Source organism: uncultured Roseibium sp., from assembly GCF_947499295.1.
GTDB lineage: Bacteria > Pseudomonadota > Alphaproteobacteria > Rhizobiales > Stappiaceae > Roseibium.
The window spans coordinates 71,752-95,579 of the sequence record NZ_CANMNP010000017.1; the positions used below are offsets into that span (position 1 = coordinate 71,752).

A 23,828-nucleotide genomic window follows, 5' to 3' on the forward strand; every position below is an offset into this window, starting at 1 on the left:
CTGGTGTTTTTCTTTGTCAGCTGTTCTGTTGACGTTCAACCAGTTTGAGCATGGCAACCATGACGATGCCGTAAAGTACGTGGCCGATCAGGGCGACCCAGACGATGCCGCTGAAGTTCAGGAAAAATGGCAGTCCCGCAAGCGATGTGATGCCTCCAATCGCAAACACCCAAAGGCCGAAACCGTAAATCGCGGACGGAATGAACCAGTGTGTATCACCGACAACACGCTGCCACAGCGGTGCGAAAATGAACATCCAGCCAATCGGGTAGCCAATCAGGCCGACAATGTAGAAGTGCACAAAGTAACCGGCGAAAGCGGTATTGGGCAGGCCAAGGCTACCAAGAAGGCTTTGCGCCAGGCCGTGGGGTGACAGCTTTGCAAACCCGAGGGCGGGGCTGATCACCTGTCCCCACAGATCAAAGGCTACAGTTGCAAAAAAGCCAGTGATGAACATCAGGCCAAGTGTGTTGAAGTTGATTGCCGGCAGGGATGCTGACAGGTTCCTTTCTGAAGTGATGGTCGTCATGTTGCGTTCTCTTTCCAGACTGTGAATTTCGGTGCACTCGTTACTTGGGAACGCTGCCGGTAACATTGAAATAAATTCGAACGCCTGTTCCGTGACGAGTTTGTGAGCGGAAGTTTACCTGCGGATATCTGCTTCAATCTCATCAGGGCTGTTGACCGGATTGGGGTTTCGCACCAACGCTGTCGATGCACACCTTTGCAAAGCCAACCCTTTCACCTGGATCTCTTGGTTCATGGACAAGCTGCCCGTCCGTCTCTATGCCGCCTTCGCCGCCGATGAGCGGGGAGGAAATATCGGGGCAGTGGTTTTTGAGGACGAGCCGCTTTGGCCTGACGCCCGCCAAAGAATCGCAAGTGACCTCGGTGCTCCGACGACCGGCTTCGTACGCAAGGTTTCAGACAAAGAGTTTCAGACCAGGTTTCATTCCACACGGTCGGAAATGGACATGTGCGGGCATGTGACACTCGCGGCTTTTGCAGCGTTGCGTGACGATCAGAGGATAGAGCCCGGCACGTTCATTCAGCAGACTTCTGCAGGCAGCATTGTTGTTGATGTCGCCCCAGACGGTTTCGTCACCTTGCGCCAGCCATTGCCGAAATTTGACCTGTGCGAAGTCAGCTTGCAGGACGTCGCGGCATATCTGGGTCTGGAAACTGGCTCTCTCAAACGTGTTTCCACCGCGTCGACCGCACTTCGTCATGTCTTTGTGCAAATCGAAGACCTGGAAACCCTTGCATCCATTCGCCCCGACGAAGCTGCTTTGCGTGCCTATTGCCGAGACTTTGCCATCGACACCATCGGAGTCTGGTGCTCCACCTATAAGGGACTTGGCAAGGTCAAACTTCGTTTGAGAGACCTTTGTCATGGGGTTGGGGATCCGGAGGAAGCTGCCAGTGGCACAACAAACAGTGCGCTTGCGTGCGAATTGGTCCGGTCCAGATACCTGACGCCGGGCGCGTCCGGTCAAGCGGTTGTCGTTGCAGAGCAAGGTGTTGAAATGGGGAGACCGAGCATTGTTCGCACAGTGCTGAACACCTCAAGCGGCGATATTACCGATGTCAGCGTCGGAGGTTATGCAGCGCTGCGAATGCGCGGCGACGTCGTTCTTTGACGAAGGTGCTTTTCGAAGCAAATCGAAAAGAACCGCGAAGCCATATTTCCACTTCGCGGGTCTTTCAAAAAGCAACTTCATGCGCATTTGTTTCAGCGCCGGTCCCCTGGTGAGGCCGTCGCTGGTCCGTGTTTACCGAACAACCTTCAGCCAACCTCAATCGGTGCTGTTACCGGCATTAAATTGCTTCATAGAGCGGTAAGGCCGGCTCCATCTGCTACACGCTTGTCCTTCAGCTCCGGGTGCAGGGTTTTGCCGAGAATATGAGTATCCTTGCCGATTACGTGCTGACCTGAGCCCACGATAAGTGGATCCGGTTCACCAACAATCCTTCTGTCCTTGTCCGGATAGGGGAGCGAATTCAGAAAGTGCTCCATACAGTTAAGCCTTGCACGTTTCTTGTCATCGGATTTGACGATGGACCATGGTGCATCAGCGGTGTCAGTGTAGAAGAACATTGCCTCCTTGGCTTCCGTGTAATCGTCCCATTTGTCGAGGGAAGCCATGTCGATCGGCGATAGTTTCCATTGTTTCAGTGGATCTGTCTTGCGCTGGTTGAACCGGCGACGCTGTTCGGTCTGGGTTACGGAGAACCAGTATTTGTAGAGAAGAATCCCGTCGCGGACGAACATGCGCTCAATTTCCGGGCATTGGCGCATGAATTCCAGATACTGAGACGGCGAGCAAAACCCCATCACCCGTTCAACGCCGGCGCGGTTGTACCAGGATCTGTCGAACAGGATCATTTGACCGGCTGTCGGCAGGTGCTCGATGTAGCGCTGGAAATACCACTGACTCATTTCACTTTCAGTTGGCTTTTGCAGCGCGACAACACTTGCACCACGCGGGTTCAGATGTTCGGTAAAGCGCTTGATCGTGCCTCCTTTGCCTGCGGCATCACGACCTTCGAACAAGATCACCACACGCTGGCCCGTTTCCTGGATCCATTTCTGCGCCTTTAGAAGCTCAGCCTGGAGTTTCGCCTTTCGCTTTTCGTAAGCGGCCCGCCGCATCTTTGTGGCGTAGGGGTATTCCCCCGTTTCAAAGACGTGAGAGATCGCCTCGGAGTTGTGACGCATTTCAGCAAGGTGATGACGAAGCTCAGGGCCAGTGGAATTGGTTCTGGAATTAGCTGCGGGTTGTTTGTTTGGTGCAGCTGGGGGCTGGCGAGGTTTGCTCTTGCTGGCTCCCTTTGTAGCGGTTGAATTGGCGGGTTGTGCAGCGCCGTTTTTGGGAGTGGTTTTCTTAGTCTGCGTTTCTGTCACGTGTGTCTCCTCGTCTGAATGACGGGTTGGTAACACGGAAGATCGTGGCAAGCATTGATGCCAATCAACTCAGAAGTGATGCAGGAATTGGTAATTCGTATTAGGTAAGCTTCTCTGTAAGTTAAGTTTTTGTTTATTGTTTACTAGAGAGATGTTTGTGGTGTTGCCCTGCAGCTAACTGCCCAGAGCGCTGTTGCCACATCCGGACTACGCTTTGAAACAGGTATTCCCGACTTGCCGCATCTGATCTGGGCTTAGTCCATGTCTCCGTGCATCGCGACCATATCGAGCTCTGCAGTGGGTGCTTCTATGGTTCGAAAACTCTCTCTCACACCGTCGTCAGTCAGCTCCCGCTGCACGGCAATCAATGTGTTCTCTGGATGCTCTTCACACAGCTCGGCCATATAGGTCAGCTCTTCTGTTGCGACGCCTCTGGCTGCCTCTACGGAAGGAGCCCCGTAAACGTCGACAAAATGCTGGGCAAGCCTGTCGGCGAGACTGGCAAACTCAGTGTCTTCAACAGGGGTTACAGCCACAAACGTAACCCGTCCGAAGGTTTCCAGTCCGAGCCAGCCATTTGAAAAGGCCTGGCGGGCTTTGCCGGAGAGGTCAGCTTCGGTCCAGTCTGAAAATTCGAATCCCCCCGACAGGCACCATTCACCGGTTCGTGCGGGCGAAAAGAAAACGTTGCGGTCACTGTCGTCGAGATGAATTGCGCGGGCAAGTTTCATGGCTCAGGTCTCCAGCCTACTTGAAAGCGGGATCAGTTTTGTGTCCCCATCGACGCGAAGCAGCAAACCGAAGTGTTCGTCGACGCCGACAAAGGTTCCGGACAGGCCATCGACGTCGATCTGCTCTCCCATATTCTGTGCAAGGGCACGCCAATCGGTGTGGACTGGCTGTGGGCCGTCTTCCAGCCAACGATTGATCCAGTAAAGCGTGTGGCGAACCCAGGCCTCGAGCAGATCCGTAGCGGTGATCTCGGCGCAGCCTTCTTCGGACAGATAGGTCCGGTCAGGCGCGTCTCCCGGGTTCCCATCAGAGCTCGCCATGTTGAGTTCAAGTCCGACAACAAGCCAATCCGGTTCTTCAGCCGGCTGTGCCGTGGACGCCTTGACCCGGAACCGTCCGCATAGGGCACCGTTCACTCTCATGCCGCCATCCCATTGCAGGTGAACGGCGACCTCTGGCGGTGCCAGAGCTCCAAGAGCTGCCTGAAGTCCAAGGCCGCAAACCGGCAGCGCTGTCATGGCCGGCTCCAGCGGCATTTCAGGCGAGAAGATCAGACTTGCCTTAAAGACATTGCCGGTGAGGTTGTAAACAACAGTTCCGGCATCCGTTCCAGCAACGGCCAGAGCAGTTGCGCGTTCAAAGGGATCGATAGCTCCAGGAACGGCTTCGCCCTGAAACAGGGGGGGCAGCTGAACTTCGCTCACGCCTTGCCTCCCTCAACCAGTGTCTTTGCAAGCTGCCGAAATACGGAAGCTTCAGGCGCGTCCGGTGTCTTGACCGCAAGCGGTGTTCCACCGTCTCCGGCAAGGCGAATGTTCAAATGCAACGGTACTTCTGCCAGAAGCGGGACGCCCAGCTTTTCTGCCTCTGCAGCCACGCCTCCATGACCGAAAACGTGTTCCTCGTGACCGCAATTCGAGCAGATATGGGTCGACATGTTTTCGATCATCCCGACAATCGGCACATTCATTTGCTGGAACATGTCGATGCCCTTACGCGCATCCAGCAGTGCCACGTCTTGAGGTGTGGAAACAATGATGGCGCCATCGACAATGAACTTCTGGCTGAGTGTCATCTGGACATCGCCGGTACCGGGCGGCAAGTCGACGATCAGGACATCCAGAGCACCCCATTGAACCTGAGACATCATTTGCTGAAGCGCGCCCATCAGCATCGGGCCGCGCCAGACGACGGCCTTATCGCCGGACGTCATCAATCCGATGGAAATCAGGGTAACCCCATGGTTGCGGAGCGGCAGGATCATCTGGCCGTCAGGCGAAGTCGGTCGTCCGGAGATCCCGAGCATCTTGGGCTGAGAGGGACCATAGACATCCGCGTCGAGCAACCCGACCTTGCGCCCTTCAGCTGCAAGAGCGCAGGCAAGATTTGCAGCGACGGTGGATTTGCCGACACCGCCCTTTCCGGATGCGATAGCAATTACCCTGTCAATTCCCGGAACCCTTTGAGGTCCCGAAGTGCCGGGTGCCTGTGGAATGGGCTTGATCGGTTGGGGTTCTTGCGGAGCCTGTTTGGGCGCTGGTTGTTCAGAATGGGACGTCATCACAATCTGAACGTCGCCACACCCTTCCAGCGCTTTCAGTGCCTGAGTGGCATGAGCCTCAAGCTCTTCCATTTCCACCAAGCGTTTCGGGTCGATCTCCAAGACAAGCCGGACCGAGGTATCACGCACCTGAAGGGAGCGTATCATGCCTGAGGCTGCGATAGCTTCGCCGCTTGCCGGGTCCTTGACGGTCCCGAGCGCGGCCAGAACGGTTTCGCGTGTCAAAGGCACGTCTCGGTTACCCCTCGATCTCACCGGTCACGACATGTTCCATGCCGAGTTCTTCTATTGTCACAACGGCCTTAACCTTGAAAGTCTTTCCGTCGGAGGAATCGGCCTCGCGCACGGCTTTTTCGATCGCCTGCTGCGAGGTCACCCCGACCTGTTTCAGGAATTTTCTCATCGACATGTTGAAATCGTCGCTCATCTTATTCTCCTTCGCAATCTTGAGTGCATTGACGGGCAGCGGATTTCGCACCTAACCTTGGAGCATTAGCCAGCGGCGTGAAGGAGGAGCGCGTGTGCTGCCGTATTTTACTTATGATGTCCTGTGTTCTGGTTCTTCTGGCGGGGACGGACCGGGGGGAGGCCCAATCCCGGTCATTCCGCATGTCGGTCCCGGATACCCTTGTTGCGAGCGGGTTTCTCAAACATCTGCTTCCGCGTTTTTCGCTGAAGAACAGTATCCGTATTGAGCTCGTTGCAGCAGATGCCGAAGCCGAATTGCAGCTGTCGGCCGTGAATATCGGCCGTCCGGTCTTTTCCGGTCTTGGCGAAACGTGGTTTTTGGAAACGCGAGACACAGGCAACGATCTTGTGGTGCGCTTTACCGATTGGCTGGCCAGTGACGTCGGTCGCCGGACCATCGAAACCTTCAAGACAGAGACCGGCGCCGTTTTTGTGGCGGCCGTTGCAGAGGCCGAAGATACCGGACCGATTGAAGTTACCGGAGACATTGTGCAAGGCGAAAAGCTGGCTGTGATCCACTGCGGGCGCTGCCACATGGTCAATGAAGCCACACGGCTGTCGACAATCGGTTCGTCGCCTTCGTTCGCGGTCATGCGCAGTTTCGCCGACTGGCAAGCCCGTTTCGAAGCGTTTTTCGCGCTGAATCCGCACCCGTCCTTCACCATAATCGATGGGGTAACCGAACCTTTTGACGAGGCCAGGCCGCCGCCAATGGTGCCGGTTGAATTGACGCTCACCGACCTGGAGGCGATCCTGGCCTTCGTGACCCAGATACCGCCGGCTGATCTCGGCGCGCCCATCCAGTACCAGTGAGTTTGACTGTCAGGACTCAATGGTCGCGCCGTTTGCTGATGTAGTCGTCCGTGGTGCGCACTGGTGTCCGCTCGCCGTGGGCAAAGGGGTTGTTTTCGGAGTGATACACCGAATTTACCCGGCAATCGTCGCACATCTGGATCAGACGGGCGGCCTTCTCGTTCTGGAACATGGAGTGCTTTCCGGCGAGCTTTTCCGTCAGCCGTTCAACCGTTGAGCGAACGCCGAAGGGCTTGCCGCATTCCACGCAATTGAACGGTTCTTCCTCCTTCAGCACAAGCGGTCTGAGGGCGTCGTCTGTCAAGTTGAGGCGCGGATCGAGCGTCAAGGCGCTCTCCGGGCAGATATTTACGCAGATGCCGCATTGCAGACAGGCATCTTCCTGAAAGCGCAACTGAGGCTGATCCGGGTTTTCCTTCAACGCACCGGAGGGACACAGCGATACGCAGGAAAGGCAGAGGGTGCAACTGTCCACATTCAGCTGGACCGCGCCGTAGGGAGCGCCTGCGGGCAGCTCTATCATCTTGTCGTCCGGATTAAGTGCCTTTGCAGACAATCGGGTGACCTGCCGTCTGGAGCCGATCGGCAGGATCGGCTGAACTTTCAAGGTCTTTGTTTCTGCCTGGCCGAGCGCTTCCTCCAACTGGTCGGGGTCCCTCGGCTCGATGACCTTGATGCTTTCAGCATCGCCGATTGTTTTCGCCAGATCGATCTGGAACGGTATGCCGTCAGTCTCTGTCGTGGGTGACAGCAATATGATGACTTCGGCGAAGCCGCTGCCAAGGGCGCTCAGGATTTCAGCATGTCCGAAACTTGCCAGCGCATCCACTTCCAGGGGCACAACATCGGCAGGAAGGCCAGAACCGTAGCGGGCACTCATTCGAATGAGATCCGCCCCGTGTCCGGCATCATGCACAAGAAGACGAGGCTCAGTCTCTTCTAGTTTGCGCCATGTCGAGGCAAGCGTCTGCACACGCTTGAATGTAAAATCAGCGGATGGGGCGTCATATGAAATTGCGCCTGACGGGCAGACCGACGAACAACTGCCGCACCCGGCGCAGATCAATGCGTCAACGGCAACATGATCGCCAGCAGGTGTGATCGCGCCGGTCGGGCACAGATCGAGGCACCGTGTGCAACCGGTCTTTTCTGCCCGTGAGTGTGCACACAGTTGTTCGTCCAGTTTAACGAATATCGGCTTCTCGAACGTTCCGATCAGCTGAGACGCTTCAAGCAGGGCCTTTGTCACTGCACCGGCACTACCGGGCTCGGCGCGCAGGTATCCTTCGCGTTTCTCTGGTGCTGCAACCATTGGCGCATTTCTGCTGAGATCCAGAACGATGTCGCACTGGGTCCGGCCTCCAGAGCGGGGTTCGCTAAACGTCATCGGACCACGTCCGCCCGGGATACGCTCCTGCAAGGCATCAAAGGACAGGTTGAATTGACCAAGCGCACCGGTAACGCTCTTGATTCGGCCGCGCACGATGTCGAAACGCCGGTCATCGGTCATGGGCGTTTCAGTTTCCGGGGACAGCAAAACGGTGACACTTAAGGTCTCGCAAAGCTGTTCAGCAGCCCTCAGTGCTGCCTCTGATTCGCCAAAAATCAGGCAAGTGCCTTCCGACGTGACGTCCATCACCTTGTCACCGCGGGATGGAATCAGTGCTTCTGCAACCAGGGCCGCCATTTTGGCTGACGCGTTCCGGCTGTCGTTGGTCCAACCGGCCCGGTCTCTTATGTCTACGAAACCGGGATCTTCAGCTTCAAGGTCAGCAGCAAGCTCCTCAAACGCTGGGCGTTCCTGCTGACAAGCGATCAGAACACCGCCCTTTTGAAGCGCGTCCTCCGCAATGGCTGCCTCTTTCCGGCAAAGTTCGGTGTAGACTTTCGAACAGGACACACCTGTCGCTTGTTCAATCCGCTCTGCGTCGACCGTCTGACTCTTCAGACAATCGCACAGCAGCAGTTTCAGTTCTGTCATTGCCTGCGCGTCCTCTCCCCAGGGATCGCCTGCTGCCATTTTTGCATGCGGCATATCAAGCGTTCCAGGTACCATAACAAGGGCGCGTTTCGGCGCACGTCAAGTTCGACTTCTGCCGGGCTTGAAATTTATTCGCATTGCTGCAGCTTAAAGAGGAAAACAAAACAGCCGGATTTAAAGCCGGGGTGTGGGAGGACCGCCGCTCGTGACCGCGGAAAAAACTCAGACAATGCCTGTCGGGGTCGTCGTCAGACGATTGCCCGGCGTTACTCGCTGGCAAAAGTGGTCCTGGCGACCTGTGTCACTCTTGCCCGGCGCTGGCCCTGCCGACTGGAAAGTGCTCAGGCAAGAAGGCGAGGCGGTCGAGTACCATGCGGCCACGCTTCCGCTGGAACTGCACCGCGCTGACACGGAAGCCTATTTGACCGCGCTGTCGGACAAAGTACCTTCCGTCTACGTGGTGCTGCGTCCTGCCGATGAAGTGGAGCGAGATGTGCCTCTTGATGTCATGCTTGTAACGGCATCTGCTTATGAAGGGCAGGACTACGCGGATTCCAGCGAAGTCATGGTTGAAAAGCTCGCGATGCCGGAAGGCCTGGTGGCCTGGATCCGCGATTTCGTCGAGATCCACCACGAGGAAGAGATCTTCATCAAACGCAAACGCGACAAAAAGCGAATCGATTTGCAGGAAAATGGCGTGGGAGACCCACGCATACGTCAGCTGAGTGACGTTTACCGTGCGCCCTTCAGAAAGCCGAAGGACACGCTGCAATGAGCCCGCAAGACGATAGTGGTTCCGACTTCTGGTCCCGGCGCAAGGCCGCAGTAAAAGCTGCAGAAGAGGCGGAGCGCGCGGGCCAGGAGGCTGCTCAGCAGGCGGAAGTACGTGCGGCACTTGAAGAAAAATCCGATGATGAGATCCTGGAGGAACTCGGCCTGCCGGACCCTGACGGTCTTGCCGAGAATGACGACTTTTCAAAATTTCTTTCAGCAGCTGTGCCAGAGCGATTGCGGCGGCGCGCCTTGCGCAGATTGTGGACGTTGAACCCGGTTCTGGCCAACATTGATGGCCTTGTCGACTATGGGGAAGATTTTACCGACGCCGCGACTGTCGTCGAAAACCTCCAAACGGTTTATCAAGTTGGTAAGGGCATGTTCGATAAGTTCGCGGAACTTGCCGAGACGGAACCAGAAGTGACGGAAGGCGCTGGTGGTGAGCAGTCTGAGTCGGTCGACGTCGGTCAGCCGGAGTTGCAGTGCGAAGAAAATATCGCGGCGCAAAACGATTATTTACATGACGGAAAAACATCTTTTCAATTGACGCAAGGTGACTCCGTCGTCCAATCTGGAGAGGAAAGCGTTGTCTCTATTGATTTGCAAGAAACTGGTGCAGGTGAGGCGCAAGAAGAACCTCGATTCACGAGGCGGAAAATGCGGTTCGACTATACCTAGTACTAAAGTCGAAGACTTGGTTATGTAGATTGATTGCGAAACGCACGAGGGAGGAACCTTGCGGATGTCCGCTGTGGTGAAGGAATATGTGATCGATCCAGAAGATCGGGCACGCGCAGAACTATACGATTTCATTGGGCTCTTGCTGGCCAAGCCTGCTGACGCCTCCCTCCTGGCCCAGGTCGCCGGCTTAAAGGGCGACAACACCCCTGTTGGTGAAACGCTCAACACTCTTGCCAAGGTTGCTGGTGTCACTTCCGCCGAGACAGCGGAGCGCGAATACAACATCCTGTTCATCGGTCTTGGCCGCGGTGAATTGTTACCTTATGCGAGCCACTATCTCACCGGTTTCCTGAACGAAAAGCCGCTTGCCAACTTGCGCGCCGACATGGCCAAGCGCGGCATCAAGCGTGCGGAAGACAAGCGAGAGCCGGAAGACAATATTGCCTCCCTGATGGAGATGATGGCCGGCATGATCATGGGCCGTTTCGGTCAGGTAACGTCTGTGTCTGAACAGAAAGAATTCTTCAACGCTCATGTCGAACCATGGGCGATCCACTTTTTCACCGATCTTGAAACATCCGTGAGCTCCGTCTTTTACGGCGCTGTCGGATCGCTCGGGCGGCAATTCATGGAGATTGAAGCCGAAGCCTTCGGTATGCTGCCCAACTAGACTTCATGTTGTCAATTTAGGCGGCAATGCCGCTGCAAGGAGAGGAGGATTGCAACAATGAAACGACCCGAACAGGTGGAGCCCAAAGAAGGGGCCGGCCGCCGGGATTTCCTGAAACTTGCTGCTATTTCAGCACCTGTAGCCGTGGCTGCGACCACTGCTGTGGGTACTGCTGAAGCAGCAGAACCTGACCTCACATCTGAAAAGATGCAGGACACGGCGCACACTCGCGCCTACTTCGACAGCGCCCGGTTCTAACTGGACCCTGTGAATACACCCGGCCGATGGTTGCGTGACGCCCGATGGCCGGTTCACTGACACACCCAGCCGTATCGATTCCGGTACAAGCAAGGTAGGGCAAAATGCTTAGGAAAAAGACCAATGGGGTTGCGCGACGCCCCCAAGGTGCAAGTATCCTCAGAGACGCTGCACATAAATCGGTAGACCGCAGAACCTTCCTCAAAGGCTCCGGTATCGCCGCAGGCGGCCTGGCCGCTATTACCGCCACTGGCGGCACCGTTACCAAAGCTCAGGCACAGTCTTCTGACGCAGCCGTAAATCTGGTGAAATCGGTTTGCACCCACTGTTCAGTCGGTTGCACCGTGATTGCCGAAGTGAAGAACGGCGTCTGGACCGGCCAAGAACCGGGTTGGGACAGCCCGTTCAATCTCGGCGCCCACTGCGCCAAAGGAGCTGCGGTTCGCGAACACGCTCACGGAGAGCGCCGTCTGAAGTATCCTATGAAAAAGGAAGGCGGAGAGTGGAAGCGCATCAGCTGGGACGAGGCGATCAACGAGATCGGCGACCAGATGATGAAAATTCGCGACGAAAGCGGACCGGACAGTGTTTATTGGCTGGGTTCAGCCAAGCACAACAACGAACAGGCTTATCTGTTCCGCAAATTCGCGGCCTACTGGGGCACGAACAATGTCGACCACCAGGCCCGTATCTGTCACTCGACCACGGTTGCCGGCGTAGCAAACACATGGGGCTACGGCGCCATGACCAACAGCTACAACGACATCCATAATTCCAAGGCGATCTTTATCATCGGCGGCAACCCTGCGGAGGCCCACCCGGTCTCGCTGTTGCACCTTCTGCGCGCCAAGGAACAGAACAATGCGCCGGTGATCGTATGTGATCCGCGCTTCACCCGAACGGCTGCTCATGCCGACGAATTTGTACGCTTCCGTCCGGGAACGGACGTTGCCCTTGTCTGGGGCATCCTGTGGCACATCTTCGACAATGGCTGGGAAGACAAAGAGTTCATCCGCACACGTGTGTGGGGTATGGACCAGATCCGTGAAGAGGTGGCCAAGTGGACGCCCGACGAGGTCGAGCGCGTCACAGGTACACCTGGCAGCCAGCTGAAACGGGTGGCCAGAACGCTCGCCAACAATCGTCCGGGCACCGTGATCTGGTGCATGGGTGGTACGCAGCACACCAACGGCAACAACAATACGCGCGCCTACTGCGTGTTGCAGCTTGCTCTTGGCAACATGGGCACAAGCGGTGGCGGAACCAACATCTTCCGCGGCCATGACAACGTTCAGGGCGCAACGGACCTGGGTGTTCTCAGCCACACGTTGCCCGGTTACTACGGACTGAGTGCAGGCGCATGGGGTCACTGGTCCCGTGTCTGGGATGAGGATCTCGATTGGCTGAAAGGTCAGTTTGCCACCACGACAGGTGCTGATGGCAAAGAAAAGAACCTCATGAATCTGACGGGTATTCCGGTCAGCCGCTGGATTGACGGTGTGCTTGAAGATCCGGCCAATACCGATCAGCCCAATGCGGTTCGGGCCATGGTGCTTTGGGGGCATGCCCCGAATTCCCAGACCCGTATGGTCGAAATGAAGAAGGCAATGGAACAGCTGGATACCCTGGTCGTGATCGACCCTTATCCGACCGTTTCTGCTGTGCTGCATGACCGCACGGATGGTGTCTATCTTCTGCCGGCCTGTACCCAATTCGAAACCCGTGGCTCCGTGACCGCGTCAAACCGCTCGCTGCAGTGGCGTGACAAGATTGTCGAGCCTCTGTTCGAAAGCCTGCCTGACGAAGTGATCATGGCAAAGTTCGCGAACAAGTTCGGCTGGGGCGACAGGCTCTTCCGCAACATCGAAATGGATGATCCGGAAACACCGAATGTCGAGAGCATTACCCGCGAGTTCAACAGCGGTTTGTGGACAATCGGCTATACCGGCCAGTCGCCAGAGCGCATCAAGTCGCATATGGCGAACCAGCATACATTCGACCGGACGACGCTTCAGGCAGTCGGCGGCCCGAATGACGGCGAATACTACGGTATGCCGTGGCCCTGCTGGGGCACAGCGGACATGAAACACCCGGGCACACCAAACCTCTACGACATGTCCAAGCCTGTCGCAGAAGGTGGACTGTGCTTCCGTGCACGCTTCGGCGTTGAGCGGGACGGCGACAATCTGCTCGCAGACGGTGTCTCCAATCCGGGTGCGGAAATCCAGGACGGCTATCCCGAGTTCACCATGCAGATGCTGATGGACCTTGGGTGGGACGGCGACCTCACCGACGAAGAACGTGCGTCGATCGAGGGTGTTGCCGGACCGAAGACCAACTGGAAAACCGACCTGTCCGGCGGAATTCAGCGGGTGGCCATCAAGCATGGCTGTGCTCCGTTCGGTAACGCCAAGGCCCGTGCGGTCGTGTGGACGTTCCCGGATCCGGTGCCGCTCCACCGCGAGCCGCTTTACACCAACCGCAGGGATCTGGTGGCAGATTATCCGACCTATGAGGACCGGAAATTCTACCGCCTGCCGACGCTTTATGCGTCCATCCAGAAGCAGGACTTCTCAAAGGACTATCCAATTGTCCTGACGTCCGGCCGACTGGTGGAGTACGAAGGCGGCGGTGACGAAACCCGTTCGAACCCGTGGCTTGCCGAGCTGCAACAGGACATGTTTGTCGAAATCAATCCGCGAGATGCCAACAATCTCGGGGTGCGTGACGGCGCTCAGGTCTGGGTTGAAGGTCCGGAGGGTGGCAAGGTCAAAGTCATGGCAATGGTAACCGAGAGGGTCGGTGAGGGCGTTGCCTTCATGCCGTTCCACTTCGGCGGCCATTTCCAGGGTGAAGATCAGCGCTCCAAGTATCCGAAGGGTGCAGACCCGTATGTCCTTGGCGAGAGCACGAACACGGCTCAGACCTATGGCTACGATTCGGTGACCCAGATGCAGGAGACCAAAGCCACACTCTGCAAGATCTCGGCAGCGTAAGGAGGATATGTAATGCCACTTGGACAAGCGAGGGCTAAGTTCCTTTGTGACGCTGAGCGTTGCATCGAGTGCAATGCCTGTGTGACTGCCTGTAAGAACGAGCATGAGGTGCCCTGGGGTATCAACCGACGCCGCGTCGTGACCATCAATGATGGTAAGCCCGGCGAAAGGTCGATCTCGGTCGCCTGCATGCACTGCTCGGACGCACCCTGCATGGCGGTGTGCCCGGTCGACTGTTTCTACCAGAATGAAGAAGGTGTGGTCCTGCACTCGAAGGACCTTTGCATTGGCTGCGGCTATTGCTTCTACGCCTGTCCGTTCGGTGCACCGCAATTCCCGCAAGCGGGTAATTTCGGATCGCGCGGCAAGATGGACAAGTGCACCTTCTGTGCCGGTGGACCGGAAGAAACACATTCAACCGCGGAATTCTCGAAATACGGCAGCAACCGTATTGCGGAAGGCAAATTGCCGCTCTGCGCGGAAATGTGTTCTACCAAAGCGCTGCTGGCTGGCGACGGCGATGTCGTTTCCGCCATCTACCGCGAGCGTGTTGTCGCACGCGGTTTTGGCTCCGGTGCCTGGGGCTGGGGCAGCGCCTACGGTCGTCAAGGCGGTTGATCGATCTGGTGTCGCCTGCCGGCTTCAATCGGCCGGACAGGCGAGCCGCTGCGATCAACATGAAAAAACTGGACTGGGGCGGCAGCTGTGCCGCCCTGTCTGTCTTCAGTGATGGAAAGTGTGTGAGGTCGGTTATGAAACGCCTGGTGCTGGCATTCGTTGTTCTTTTCGGGCTTCTTTCGCCGAGTGTTGCCCAAGACCAGCAACCGCCTGCAGACCGCAGCGCAACTGGCGGTGCGCAAACGCTGGAAGACATTCTGAAACGGCAACGCGGCGAAAAGATCGACAGCGATTTCAGACGCAACGCGACCGGAGATCCGGATACAGCGGCCGGTATCTCCTCTCAACTGGGTACCCTTGGCGGTGTGTCCGATCCGGAACTCTGGCGTGCGCTCAGGTACGGTTCTGCAGATATCAAGGTTTCGTCGGGTGGTGAGGAAGCCACTGTCCTTATGCAGGATGGTGGAATGCGTTGGCTGGCTTTCCGTGAAGGCCCACTCGCGACTTATGGCTCCTATCTTCTGGGCGCTACCGTTTCGCTTCTGGCTCTCTTTTATCTGCTCCGCGGCCGTATCCGCATCGACGGTGAAAAGACCGGTCAGACGATCACGCGTTTCAAGGCAATTGAGCGGTTTGGACATTGGCTCCTTGCCGGATCGTTCATACTGTTGGCAATCACCGGGCTGATAACGTTATTTGGGCGTTTTGTCGTAATTCCTTTGATCGGCAAGGAAGCTTACGCACCCGTCGCGCTTGCCTCGAAATGGATCCACAACAACGTCGCCTGGGCTTTCATGCTTGGCCTCGTCATGGTGTTCGTGATGTGGGTGGTACACAACATTCCCAACAAGACCGACCTGAAATGGATCGCGGTTGGTGGCGGACTGCTGAAGAAGGGTGTTCACCCACCGGCCAAGAAATTCAATTTCGGCCAGAAGATGATCTTCTGGGGAGTGATCGTCCTTGGCGCCTCTATTTCGGCTTCAGGCATCTCGCTGCTCTTCCCGTTCGAATTTCCAATGTTCGCCAAGACATTTGAGATCCTGAATGCGACTGGACTACCGCAGCTCGTCGGCCTTGGTGTTCTGCCAACGGCGCTTGCACCGCATGAGGAAATGCAGTTCGCGCAACTGTGGCACGCCATCGTCGCATTTCTGATGATGGCGATGATCCTTGCGCATATCTATATCGGATCCGTCGGCATGGAAGGCGCTTACGACGCCATGGGGTCAGGCGAAGTCGAGCTGCAATGGGCGCGCGAACACCACGGACTTTGGGTCAAGGAAGTCGAAGACGCGGAAAAGACAGCCGAGGTCAAGAACGCGGTCCCAGCGGAATAGGCCTTGGACCGGGATGTTTCGCTGTCCATCAATCGTGCGGGATGTGGGTTTTCTCCTCAAACCGACCTTTTTAAGGAGTGCATTTGGGCTGCTTTCCTTGCTGGCCGGGGTGGCGGCAAGTGCTGCCGAGTTTGAAACCCTGAAGGGTCACGGCGGACCAGTGATGGATATTGCCGTTTCGGAAGAGACGGGAACTGTTGCAACAGCAAGTTTCGATAATTCGGTTGCGGTTTGGTCCGAACGTGAACCGCGCTGGCTGGACGGACATGAAGCGGCGGTGAAAGTTGTTGCTTTTGTTGATGCCAAAACTGCGGTTTCAGCAGGTGATGACAACGACCTTCTGGTCTGGAACATTGCAGATGGATCGTCCAGACGCCTGGAAGGACATACTGCCAAGATCATGGGTCTCGCCGTTTCTCCGGACAAGAGGTTCGTGGCCAGCGCCAGCTGGGACACACGCATCGGCATCTGGCCCGTGGTTGGTGGTGAGCCGGTTTATTTGAACGGTCACGCATCGGGTGTGAACGCAGTCGCGTTTTCCGCCGATGGTAAACGGCTTTATTCAGCTTCCGTCGATGGTTCCATTAAACTCTGGGACCTTGAGAAAAGGCAGGAAGCACGGGTCATTGACCGCAACGGTTTCGGTGTCAATGTGTTTGTTGTCGGGGGTGAAAACGGCGGCCGGGAAACCTGGCTTGCCTACGGTTCTCAGGATGGGGTGACCCGGATCGTCGATATCGAAACCGGTGAACGGCTGCGTGAATTCTCGTTTGAGCGGCGGCCTATTCTGGCGATCGATCTCAGCCATGACGGTACTAAGCTCGCGACTGGCGATGGACACGGGTATATCACCGTGGTCGACACGAGATCGTGGGCGATCGAAACGGATTTCAGAGCGGCTCTGAAAGGTCCGATCTGGGCATTGGCCTTTTCCAGGAGCGGTGACGTTCTTCATGCGGGCGGCATTGAAAATATCGTTTATTCCTGGCCTTTGAAGGATCTGTCTTCTGCAGAACCGATGGCGACCAAAACGCCTGATTTCCTTAAGAAACCAGAAGAGATGTCCAACGGTGAGCGACAGTTTGCGCGCAAGTGTTCCATTTGCCATGCACTTGGCGACGAGGGCGAGCGCAAGGCGGGGCCGACCCTCCACAAAGTGTTCGGCCGCCGAGCAGGTACGTTGCCTGGATACTCTTACTCTGCAACTTTGACCGGGTCTGATATCGTCTGGTCAGAAAAGACTATTGATCAATTGTTCCTGGATGGGCCGGACCACTATATTCCAGGGTCCAAGATGCCGATGCAACGTATTGTGCGGCGGGAAGACCGGAGTGATCTGATAGACTATCTCAAAAGGGCCACCTCTGAAGGAGAAGACCAATGAAGGCAATGCTGCTGGCATTTGTTGCAACCGCAGTGATTGCAGTTGGAGCAAGCCTGACCCTGGATCGAATGGGCTATTCAAGCGCTCAACAGGCTACGGGCTCATCAGTGCGCTTGGGCAACTGAGAATTTTTCTGCCGGCTCAGCGTGGCTGAACCGGCAAGATGCGTCTTAGGTTTTCAAGACTAATCATCCCAACGCTCGGTTATGCCCGCTGAACCGGTCGGCGCAGCCGCAAATTTCCCGTCACCAGAACTGCGCCAAGAACAATCAGCCCAAATCCGATGCCTGTGGTCCAGGACAGACTTTCAGAAAGCACGAAAACACCGAGCAGGACGGACGCTACAGGCATGAAGAATGCGAGTAGCGACGCATTTGACGCACCTGCGTTTCGGATTAGCCAGAACATCAGCATGACGGGTGCGGCGGTGTTGAACAACGCAACGACGATCAGGTTGACCAGCTGCGAAGGACCTGGTGACAGTGTCCAGGGAAAATCGATGATCATGCTGAGAGGGACCAGGACAATGGCTGCGACAATCAACTGTCCGCTCGCCAGGACCACCGGCTTCAGTTGACCCGTCGCGCGGGCATAGATGTTTCCTGTTGCATAGCTTAGGGCCGCCAGGACGGTGACGCCCGCGCCTACCAACTGCGTGTCCAGATGAGAAAAGGCGTCAGGTCCGATGGCAAGAACCACACCTGCGAAACCAATTGCGACCCCGAAAAGCCGGCTGCTCGTCAGCTGTTCTTCTTGCAGAAAGACTGGAGCGATCAGAACGCTGAAGACAGGGATAGTTGCGAAGAGAATTCCACCCAGACTGCTTGCAATATGAGTCTGGCCATAGGCGATGGCGATATAGGGAATGATGGCAGTCAGGACACCCAGCACGATGATCGGTTGCCAGGATTTGCCTGGAGATGGCAAGCGTTCACCTGACAGCCGCATGAACAAATAGACGGCAAGTGCAGCAAGGGCCGCTCGCCCGGCTGCAAGCGTTACGGGCGGGATGCTTTCCACCGCGAGCTTGATGAATAAAAACGACGACCAAATAGCGCAGCCGTGAGCAGCAACACCGCCCAAAGACGCGGGGTCATTGTCTGTTTCATGGAATTGTCCTCAAATAGAGAGCTGCTTGATGTCGCACCTTGAGCTTGACCAAGCCGAAATTGTGCCCGTGCGCCTTATGTCTTCTTTGCGCCTGGCATCGGGTGATGCTGCCGCCCGATCATTTCCGTATAGGTGACAAACCGGAACGGGTCGAAGAACTGTATGGCGCTTCTCAACCGGTCACCGGCCTCTTCCTTGAGATCGGAGAGCATTTTTGTCGAGCCGAAACGCTGCTCAGCGGCGATCGCGATCTTGAGCGCAAGTTCGTTGTCACCGTTCGCTATCATCTTTCGGATTGCGGTTGCCGATTGTGCGGCCGTCAGCCCGAGATAATGCTGCAGCATTCTGCCAAATTCTGCGGGTGTGAGAGCATCGAGGCCCTGTGGATCCAGTCCGGTCCTGTCTTCCTGCCAGATACCCACCATCTGATCGACCGTGCGCGTGATCACATTGTCCCGCGCAGCCAGGTATGAGAGGTAATTTTCCGGCTGATGTTGCAGATCGTTCGGGATCAGGTTCAGGCGAATGAGGTCTTTTGCCGAATATCCGTTCTTGACATGGAGGCGCACCATTTCAACCAGCCAGCAATAGTGTTGTCGAAATGCTTTCAGTTGTTCCGGACCGTAAAGGGCCGTCAAGGGATGATGACCATGCAGAATGTGTTTCGGTTTTCTTGAAAGAACTTCATCCATGCTTCTGACAGCGTCATCTGGAAAACCTTCGTTGACCCAGGGTTCGCCGTACCACGGCATGACAATGTCTCCGACGAAGATCGTTTGTAAGTCTGGCAAATGAACGAGCATTGCGTCTTCGGTTTCACCACCAGTGACGGGAACAAGTTCAATCTTCGTCCCGGCAACCTCCACAAAGGTTATGTCGCTAACCGCGACATCCGGAGCATAGATTTCGACCCAGTGATGATCGAAATCCTGTCCGCGAAATTGTCGATAACTGTGATTGCGGGCAACACGATCCACAACGGCCTGATAGTTGTCGCGGCCGTAAAAGATCACGTTGGGGTTCAGGTCACGAAAGTAGCTGTGCCCGCCGATGTGATCCCAATGGGCGTGCGTAATAAACACATGCGTGACCGCAGGCAAGGTCGGGTGTTTCCGGAGCAGAAACTCGTGTGCGGCTTGCAAGGAATGGGGCTGCGTGCCCGCATCCACAGCAATGAGTTCGGTGCCGTCTGTGGAGAGGACAAAGTAGATATCTGAAAAGCCGAAGCCATAAAGCGCGAAGATCGAGCCCGGGATGATCTCCTCCAGAACGGGTCCTGGTGCCATCGTGGCGCCGGCAGCGTTTGTCGACGTGAACCAGCCCATGAACATTGCCTTGGGAGCATAGGTCTCATAGCCGCTGCGGCGCCAGAAGTGGGCAGCTTTTTCCTGATGACCATCCCGCTCGTAAAGCCGCGCAAGCTGCCTATATACCTCGCGATAGAACCCGAAAACCGGTTCCGTCTCCGGTCGCTCAACAAGCCATGTCAGGTCTTCATATGCCTGAGATTTCTTGCCGAAGAAAAAGGGCACTTGCGCATAGATTTGCCCTGCTGCCCATCGCACGATTGGATGCGTGCCGCTTGTGAGACGCCGGCCTTCCTCCAGGTGCTGAAATGTTTTCAAGACCCACGGTATACGCCTGACGAGTGGAATACGATCGGCATGAGTTGCGCGCAAAATGGCATAGGCTGAAAGATAAACTGCACGTACGTCGTCGGCAAACTCCTGCTCATATCTCTGAAGAAGCCTTTCAAAAAACGCGATGCCCTGCGCCTGCTGGTTGGTGTTGAGATAGGCATTGATCATCAGCATGGTGACCCGAGGATCCTGGTTTTTGCCATAGGACAAAAGGGTCTCGAAATAGTGCAGCTGTGAATGAAAACTACGGTCCGGGTCTTCGGCCGTGAGGTCTTCAAACTCCTTCGCCGGCTGCAAATGATCGATCAACGTAGGCCCATTTGCTGCAGTAACTTGACTGAAAGATCCACGCTGTTCGAAGTTTGCGTGGTCGGCGGCCAGGCTGTCGCTGTAACCGTGAGAAAAGACTGTGTCGACCGCACTTTGTTCGGACCTTTGCATGATAACTCCTCTATAAGTGTATATGCACGTATTTAGGTAATCTGGTTTACTGCACATCACTATGCGGTGCCTGCGAGCGCGTGCGGGATTATTCTGAGTAGGTCAGCTTACGACATAGTTGATGTCCGTAAGTTCCTGTTTCAAAGCATGCCAGCGGTCATCACCGAACCGTTTCAGGAACTCTGTTTGTGCCTGTCGCCAATAGGGCGTGGCCTTGGTGACAAGCGTTTCACCGCCCTCGCTGAGGGTGAGCAATCGCACTCTGGCATCATCCGCGGATTGCTCTTCAATCAATCCGTCTTTTTTCAGAATTCGGATGTTTCGGGTCAGGGTCGTTCGATCCATACCAAGCAATTCGGCGAGCCTCGTAATTGAGACCGGAGCATGCTGACGCAGAACAACCAGCAACGTAAATTGCGTGTTCTTCAGACCGGTTGGCTGAAGACGCTGGTCGAAGAACTGCGCAATCAATCTCGTGGTCATTCTGAGGTTCATGCATGCGCAAGCGCTAAAATCGTCTGCCATGGTGGTCTTTCTTAACGTGTATCTACACCCATAAATGTGTATATACACATAAATGTCAAGTAGGTTCTATACCGCGCTAGGAACTTCCGTACACAAGCAGATCAATGCGCCTGCCGTTAGGGCGCGTCTTAAGGAGTGGAAGCCGATTTGGCAGTTCCTATGGATTGACCCAGGAACTGGACAGGGTCTCACCGTTTTCATCGTAGCCGAATTGCGCTCTGATATTGCTTTCACGGCTCAATTTGAACCAGTCAAGCAATGCCACCGAAAAGACGATGACACCAAAACGATCGTGGCCCTGTTGGCTATCGGTATTGCCTAGCAAGATTTCTTTAGTGGTATGAGGTTCCGGCAACTCATCGCCAGGTGGGCCGCCCACATAGGTGTTGCGGGTATGGAAGGGTAGCGCCGACCAGGAAGACACAGCGTAATCGGAGGTTGGTTCAAAGAGAGTGACATGACCTTCGAACCGATACTGGAGACGTGTTTCAGCGCAATATCCAAGAACTGTAGCACTGGGGTTTCCGGTCAGCTCACGCCACTTCGGGCTGCGAATGTCTGTGTGGAATTCGAGAGTGCGTCTCTTGGGATCGACCTTGCGCAGGACCACGATCCGCGCTTTAGGCGTTAGCCGGTGATCTACTGAGCACAGGTCCAAATACCTGAAACTTGAGCCAGGCCGCTGAACATCCGCCTGAAGAGTTTCCCAGACACTCCTTTCAATCTGCGTCAGCGTCATTTCCACTTCTTTGGCTCCTATCACGAGCGGCCCCGATTTCAGTTGAGGTTAAGTTTGGAAACAACGGCTGAGGCAACAGCGAGATCTTGTGCACCCAGGCCTGTCAGGTCAACAATCGACAGCCGTGCGTCCGCAAAATCCAGATCCTGTGCCATGCCGGCCAAGATGTCGCCGAACGATCTATCAGCCGTTTCTTCAACGATACCTGCCCTCACAGCAACCCCAAAGTCACCATGTTGCAGGCATTGTGCATGGCTATCGGTGGCAATGATATCCGCATGGCCGAACAGGTCCGGCGCCAGTTCGGTTTTACCTGGGCTGTCAGCGCCAACGCCTATGACGTGAAGCGGGTATTTGAGATCTGCGGCGTGAAGTACAGCTGAGGTCGATGGGGTTGTCGTCACGACAATTTCGCTGTTTTCGCAAAGTGACTTGGCGTTGGCAGCCGCAGTGACGCTAAAGCCGAGCTGTTCCATATCCTTGATGTAGCCTTCGACCCTGTCTTTGTGCCTTCCCAGCACATGGAGCCGGTTCAGTCCTGTGGTTTCGCGAACAGCCAATGCCTGAAGGCGTGCCTGCGTTCCCGTGCCGACGATGCCAAGGGAACTGCTGGAATCCGCTGCCTTCAGCGATGCGGCCAGGGCACCGGCAGCCGCTGTCCGCATTTGTGTCAGCCAGCCTTCATCTTGAAGAAGTGCGACAGGGCGTCCGGTGGACGAAGACAAGACAAGCACCATGCCGTCATTTGCGGGAAGACCGCGCTCGGGATTGCGGTAAAAGCCTGTTGCGATCTTGATGGTGAAATACGGTCTGTCTTCCGCCTGTGCAGCTTTGGCATGGCAGTCGCCCACAAGAGCACCCGTTCCGTCATGAAACAGGATCTGCATGGGTTCCGGCTGTATGATCCTGCCGTTTGCGACATCGATAAAACTTTGCCTCACGGCCTCAATCGCATCGTGCATGCCGATCGTTGAGCGGATCTGGTCCAGCGTGACTACCTGCACGGCATATCCTCAAATCTGGAAGCCGGCATAGTGCACCCGGAAGTGTTCCCTCATGGCGGTAAGGCCATCTTCAAACACCTTGCCGCGCCCGAATCCGATACGGAAATGACCTTTTGGTACTTCATTGAGGTCAGAAGCATAGATGGACCCTGGCAGCAGAAGAACACCGCTTTCTTCCAGAAGACTGCGGCAGAATAGTTCGACATCTCCCGGGCCGGTATAGCGTGGAAAGGCGACACATCCTCCCTGAGGTCTCTTCCAGTCGATCAGACCAGGAAATTCATCAAGAAGCTTTTCCAGTGCGACCACGTTTTTCTTTATAAGTGCCCGGTTTCGTTCAAGGATCTCGACACGTGCTTTCAAGGCAATGATAGCAAGGACTTCGGAAGGTCCGGAGTTGCAGATAGAAAGATAGTGCTTGTAGCGTTCCACTTTTTGCAGAAGCGTAGCATCCTGTGCCGCGATCCAACCGATCCGAAGACCTGGAAGTCCATAGGCCTTGGACATGACATTGAGTGATATGCCACGCTCATATTGATCTGCGATCTGTGGCATGCGGTCCAATGGATCCAACTCGACCCCGCGATAGACTTCATCGCTCAGGATCCAGATACCATGTGCACGGCAAAGCTCGACAAGGGCCTCCAGTTCCGCAGGGGTGATCAGCATGCCGGTCGGGTTGTGAGGAAAATTCAGGGAGAGCAGCTTTGTATTCGGTCGGATGGCCTCCCGAATGCCATTGAGATCAATCCGCCATCCAGCTGCTGTGTCGCCCTTTAGCAAAGGTACACCAGTGACCTCACAAATAGAGAGCGGAATTGTCTCGGCGCTTTGATAATTCGGTGTTGGTACGATGGCGTGGTCTTCTTTTTCCAGCAGCACCTTTGACACCGCGTAAAGCCCTTCACCGGCGCCAGCAAGGCAAAGAATGTTTTCCGGCGTCATCTGCTCGTATGTTCGTGCAATTTCCGTGCGAAGCGCTGGCGCTCCCCAGGTTTCCGTATAGCCCAGCCAGAGAGTTTCGAATGCCTCGCGATCTTCGGGTGCCGCTAAGGACAAAAGGTCGGAAACCCCCATGCTTTCCAGGTCCGAGGCGGTCATGTGATGCCTTGCCTTAAATTCCCATTCAGAGAAAAAGACTTCCAAACCGAAATCGCGCATGGGTCTTGGATGTGTCATGACTTCAAA

General features: G+C 55.8%; 24 protein-coding genes. 11 read left to right on the plus strand and 13 right to left on the minus strand.

Features of this window, described 5'->3' with window-relative positions; genetic code table 11:
• Window positions 1–16 precede the first annotated feature (16 nt).
• The gene (locus Q0835_RS22890; protein WP_298964618.1) at window positions 17–529 is read right to left on the minus strand and encodes a hypothetical protein; all 513 of its coding nucleotides are present in this window, start codon (window positions 527–529) and stop codon (window positions 17–19) included.
• Window positions 530–761: 232 nt separating this feature from the next.
• Between Q0835_RS22890 and Q0835_RS22895 the strand changes: the two genes are divergently transcribed.
• Window positions 762–1,640, plus strand: a complete 879-nt coding sequence (locus tag Q0835_RS22895) for a PhzF family phenazine biosynthesis isomerase (protein ID WP_298822271.1) — start codon at window positions 762–764, stop codon at window positions 1,638–1,640.
• 188 nt (window positions 1,641–1,828) lie between these two features.
• On the opposite strand, the gene ppk2 is transcribed toward Q0835_RS22895, so the two are convergent.
• The 5 genes from ppk2 to Q0835_RS22920 all read right to left on the minus strand — a co-directional run bounded on the left by ppk2 (window position 1,829) and on the right by Q0835_RS22920 (window position 5,625).
• Window positions 1,829–2,905 carry a polyphosphate kinase 2 gene (gene ppk2, locus Q0835_RS22900; RefSeq protein WP_298964621.1) on the minus strand — a complete coding sequence of 359 codons (1,077 nt, stop codon included), beginning with the start codon at window positions 2,903–2,905 and terminating at the stop codon, window positions 1,829–1,831.
• A gap of 254 nt (window positions 2,906–3,159) precedes the next feature.
• The gene (locus Q0835_RS22905) at window positions 3,160–3,636 is read right to left on the minus strand and encodes a DUF6505 family protein (RefSeq protein ID WP_298964623.1); all 477 of its coding nucleotides are present in this window, start codon (window positions 3,634–3,636) and stop codon (window positions 3,160–3,162) included.
• A 3-nt stretch (window positions 3,637–3,639) separates the two neighbouring features.
• Window positions 3,640–4,341: a biotin/lipoate--protein ligase family protein gene (locus Q0835_RS22910; protein ID WP_298964626.1), complete on the minus strand. Its 702-nt coding sequence runs from the start codon at window positions 4,339–4,341 to the stop codon at window positions 3,640–3,642.
• Complete coding sequence (locus Q0835_RS22915; protein WP_298964628.1) at window positions 4,338–5,429, minus strand: Mrp/NBP35 family ATP-binding protein; 1,092 nt, start codon at window positions 5,427–5,429, stop codon at window positions 4,338–4,340. The genes Q0835_RS22910 and Q0835_RS22915 overlap by 4 nt, the downstream gene beginning before the upstream one ends.
• Before the next feature lie 7 nt (window positions 5,430–5,436).
• A complete protein-coding gene (locus Q0835_RS22920; RefSeq protein WP_152500125.1) occupies window positions 5,437–5,625 on the minus strand; it encodes a DUF6494 family protein in 189 nt (62 codons plus the stop codon).
• 182 nt (window positions 5,626–5,807) lie between these two features.
• Between Q0835_RS22920 and Q0835_RS22925 the strand changes: the two genes are divergently transcribed.
• The gene (locus Q0835_RS22925; RefSeq protein WP_298964630.1) at window positions 5,808–6,479 is read left to right on the plus strand and encodes a hypothetical protein; all 672 of its coding nucleotides are present in this window, start codon (window positions 5,808–5,810) and stop codon (window positions 6,477–6,479) included.
• Between the two features lie 16 nt (window positions 6,480–6,495).
• Here Q0835_RS22925 and Q0835_RS22930 read toward each other — a convergent pair whose 3' ends face one another.
• Window positions 6,496–8,514, minus strand: a complete 2,019-nt coding sequence (locus Q0835_RS22930) for a 4Fe-4S binding protein (RefSeq protein WP_298964632.1) — start codon at window positions 8,512–8,514, stop codon at window positions 6,496–6,498.
• Window positions 8,515–8,665: 151 nt separating this feature from the next.
• On the opposite strand from Q0835_RS22930, the gene Q0835_RS22935 reads away from it, so the two are divergent.
• The 9 genes from Q0835_RS22935 to Q0835_RS22975 all read left to right on the plus strand — a co-directional run bounded on the left by Q0835_RS22935 (window position 8,666) and on the right by Q0835_RS22975 (window position 17,306).
• Window positions 8,666–9,235, plus strand: a complete 570-nt coding sequence (locus Q0835_RS22935; protein WP_298964634.1) for a DUF3305 domain-containing protein — start codon at window positions 8,666–8,668, stop codon at window positions 9,233–9,235.
• Entirely contained in the window at window positions 9,232–9,912 is a 681-nt protein-coding gene (locus Q0835_RS22940) for a DUF3306 domain-containing protein (protein ID WP_298964636.1), read from the plus strand. Before Q0835_RS22935 ends, Q0835_RS22940 begins: the two co-directional genes overlap by 4 nt.
• 64 nt (window positions 9,913–9,976) lie before the next feature.
• On the plus strand, window positions 9,977–10,585 hold the full coding sequence (locus Q0835_RS22945; protein ID WP_298822038.1) for a molecular chaperone TorD family protein: 609 nt from the start codon (window positions 9,977–9,979) through the stop codon (window positions 10,583–10,585).
• 57 nt (window positions 10,586–10,642) lie between these two features.
• On the plus strand, window positions 10,643–10,843 hold the full coding sequence (locus tag Q0835_RS22950) for a twin-arginine translocation pathway signal protein (protein WP_298822037.1): 201 nt from the start codon (window positions 10,643–10,645) through the stop codon (window positions 10,841–10,843).
• Window positions 10,844–10,947: 104 nt separating this feature from the next.
• Complete coding sequence (locus tag Q0835_RS22955; RefSeq protein WP_298822036.1) at window positions 10,948–13,839, plus strand: formate dehydrogenase subunit alpha; 2,892 nt, start codon at window positions 10,948–10,950, stop codon at window positions 13,837–13,839.
• 12 nt (window positions 13,840–13,851) lie between these two features.
• Complete coding sequence (fdh3B, locus tag Q0835_RS22960) at window positions 13,852–14,457, plus strand: formate dehydrogenase FDH3 subunit beta (RefSeq protein WP_152500131.1); 606 nt, start codon at window positions 13,852–13,854, stop codon at window positions 14,455–14,457.
• 59 nt (window positions 14,458–14,516) lie between these two features.
• Window positions 14,517–15,797, plus strand: coding sequence for a formate dehydrogenase subunit gamma (locus tag Q0835_RS22965; protein ID WP_298964640.1), 1,281 nt, complete (start codon window positions 14,517–14,519; stop codon window positions 15,795–15,797).
• Between the two features lie 13 nt (window positions 15,798–15,810).
• Window positions 15,811–17,181: a c-type cytochrome gene (locus Q0835_RS22970; protein ID WP_298964641.1), complete on the plus strand. Its 1,371-nt coding sequence runs from the start codon at window positions 15,811–15,813 to the stop codon at window positions 17,179–17,181.
• Complete coding sequence (locus Q0835_RS22975) at window positions 17,178–17,306, plus strand: hypothetical protein (protein ID WP_256366677.1); 129 nt, start codon at window positions 17,178–17,180, stop codon at window positions 17,304–17,306. The genes Q0835_RS22970 and Q0835_RS22975 overlap by 4 nt, the downstream gene beginning before the upstream one ends.
• Window positions 17,307–17,385: 79 nt before the next feature.
• On the opposite strand, the gene Q0835_RS22980 is transcribed toward Q0835_RS22975, so the two are convergent.
• The 6 genes from Q0835_RS22980 to Q0835_RS23005 form a co-directional block, all read right to left on the minus strand.
• Complete coding sequence (locus Q0835_RS22980) at window positions 17,386–18,264, minus strand: EamA family transporter (RefSeq protein WP_298964643.1); 879 nt, start codon at window positions 18,262–18,264, stop codon at window positions 17,386–17,388.
• A gap of 101 nt (window positions 18,265–18,365) precedes the next feature.
• The gene (locus Q0835_RS22985) at window positions 18,366–20,372 is read right to left on the minus strand and encodes an MBL fold metallo-hydrolase (protein WP_298964645.1); all 2,007 of its coding nucleotides are present in this window, start codon (window positions 20,370–20,372) and stop codon (window positions 18,366–18,368) included.
• A gap of 102 nt (window positions 20,373–20,474) precedes the next feature.
• Complete coding sequence (locus tag Q0835_RS22990) at window positions 20,475–20,855, minus strand: MarR family winged helix-turn-helix transcriptional regulator (protein ID WP_298822031.1); 381 nt, start codon at window positions 20,853–20,855, stop codon at window positions 20,475–20,477.
• A 199-nt stretch (window positions 20,856–21,054) separates the two neighbouring features.
• Window positions 21,055–21,636, minus strand: a complete 582-nt coding sequence (locus Q0835_RS22995) for a pyridoxamine 5'-phosphate oxidase family protein (protein WP_298964647.1) — start codon at window positions 21,634–21,636, stop codon at window positions 21,055–21,057.
• A 38-nt stretch (window positions 21,637–21,674) separates the two neighbouring features.
• A complete protein-coding gene (locus Q0835_RS23000; protein WP_298964649.1) occupies window positions 21,675–22,640 on the minus strand; it encodes a hypothetical protein in 966 nt (321 codons plus the stop codon).
• A 9-nt stretch (window positions 22,641–22,649) separates the two neighbouring features.
• Window positions 22,650–23,819, minus strand: coding sequence for an aminotransferase class I/II-fold pyridoxal phosphate-dependent enzyme (locus Q0835_RS23005; protein WP_298964651.1), 1,170 nt, complete (start codon window positions 23,817–23,819; stop codon window positions 22,650–22,652).
• Window positions 23,820–23,828: the final 9 nt, after the last annotated feature.

Bases quoted from the DNA above. Each gene is read 5' to 3' on its own strand.
- Q0835_RS22890 (WP_298964618.1), bottom strand. From the start codon at position 529: ATGACGACCATCACTTCAGAAAGGAACCTGTCAGCATCCCTGCCGGCA.
- Q0835_RS22895 (WP_298822271.1), top strand. From the start codon at position 762: ATGGACAAGCTGCCCGTCCGTCTCTATGCCGCCTTCGCCGCCGATGAG.
- Q0835_RS22905 (WP_298964623.1), bottom strand. From the start codon at position 3,636: ATGAAACTTGCCCGCGCAATTCATCTCGACGACAGTGACCGCAACGTT.
- Q0835_RS22920 (WP_152500125.1), bottom strand. From the start codon at position 5,625: ATGAGCGACGATTTCAACATGTCGATGAGAAAATTCCTGAAACAGGTC.
- Q0835_RS22925 (WP_298964630.1), top strand. From the start codon at position 5,808: ATGTCGGTCCCGGATACCCTTGTTGCGAGCGGGTTTCTCAAACATCTG.
- Q0835_RS22930 (WP_298964632.1), bottom strand. From the start codon at position 8,514: ATGCCGCATGCAAAAATGGCAGCAGGCGATCCCTGGGGAGAGGACGCG.
- Q0835_RS22940 (WP_298964636.1), top strand. From the start codon at position 9,232: ATGAGCCCGCAAGACGATAGTGGTTCCGACTTCTGGTCCCGGCGCAAG.
- Q0835_RS22945 (WP_298822038.1), top strand. From the start codon at position 9,977: ATGTCCGCTGTGGTGAAGGAATATGTGATCGATCCAGAAGATCGGGCA.
- Q0835_RS22950 (WP_298822037.1), top strand. From the start codon at position 10,643: ATGAAACGACCCGAACAGGTGGAGCCCAAAGAAGGGGCCGGCCGCCGG.
- Q0835_RS22955 (WP_298822036.1), top strand. From the start codon at position 10,948: ATGCTTAGGAAAAAGACCAATGGGGTTGCGCGACGCCCCCAAGGTGCA.
- fdh3B (WP_152500131.1), top strand. From the start codon at position 13,852: ATGCCACTTGGACAAGCGAGGGCTAAGTTCCTTTGTGACGCTGAGCGT.
- Q0835_RS22965 (WP_298964640.1), top strand. From the start codon at position 14,517: ATGAAAAAACTGGACTGGGGCGGCAGCTGTGCCGCCCTGTCTGTCTTC.
- Q0835_RS22970 (WP_298964641.1), top strand. From the start codon at position 15,811: ATGTTTCGCTGTCCATCAATCGTGCGGGATGTGGGTTTTCTCCTCAAA.
- Q0835_RS22975 (WP_256366677.1), top strand. From the start codon at position 17,178: ATGAAGGCAATGCTGCTGGCATTTGTTGCAACCGCAGTGATTGCAGTT.
- Q0835_RS22985 (WP_298964645.1), bottom strand. From the start codon at position 20,372: ATGCAAAGGTCCGAACAAAGTGCGGTCGACACAGTCTTTTCTCACGGT.
- Q0835_RS22990 (WP_298822031.1), bottom strand. From the start codon at position 20,855: ATGACCACGAGATTGATTGCGCAGTTCTTCGACCAGCGTCTTCAGCCA.
- Q0835_RS22995 (WP_298964647.1), bottom strand. From the start codon at position 21,636: ATGACGCTGACGCAGATTGAAAGGAGTGTCTGGGAAACTCTTCAGGCG.
- Q0835_RS23005 (WP_298964651.1), bottom strand. From the start codon at position 23,819: ATGACACATCCAAGACCCATGCGCGATTTCGGTTTGGAAGTCTTTTTC.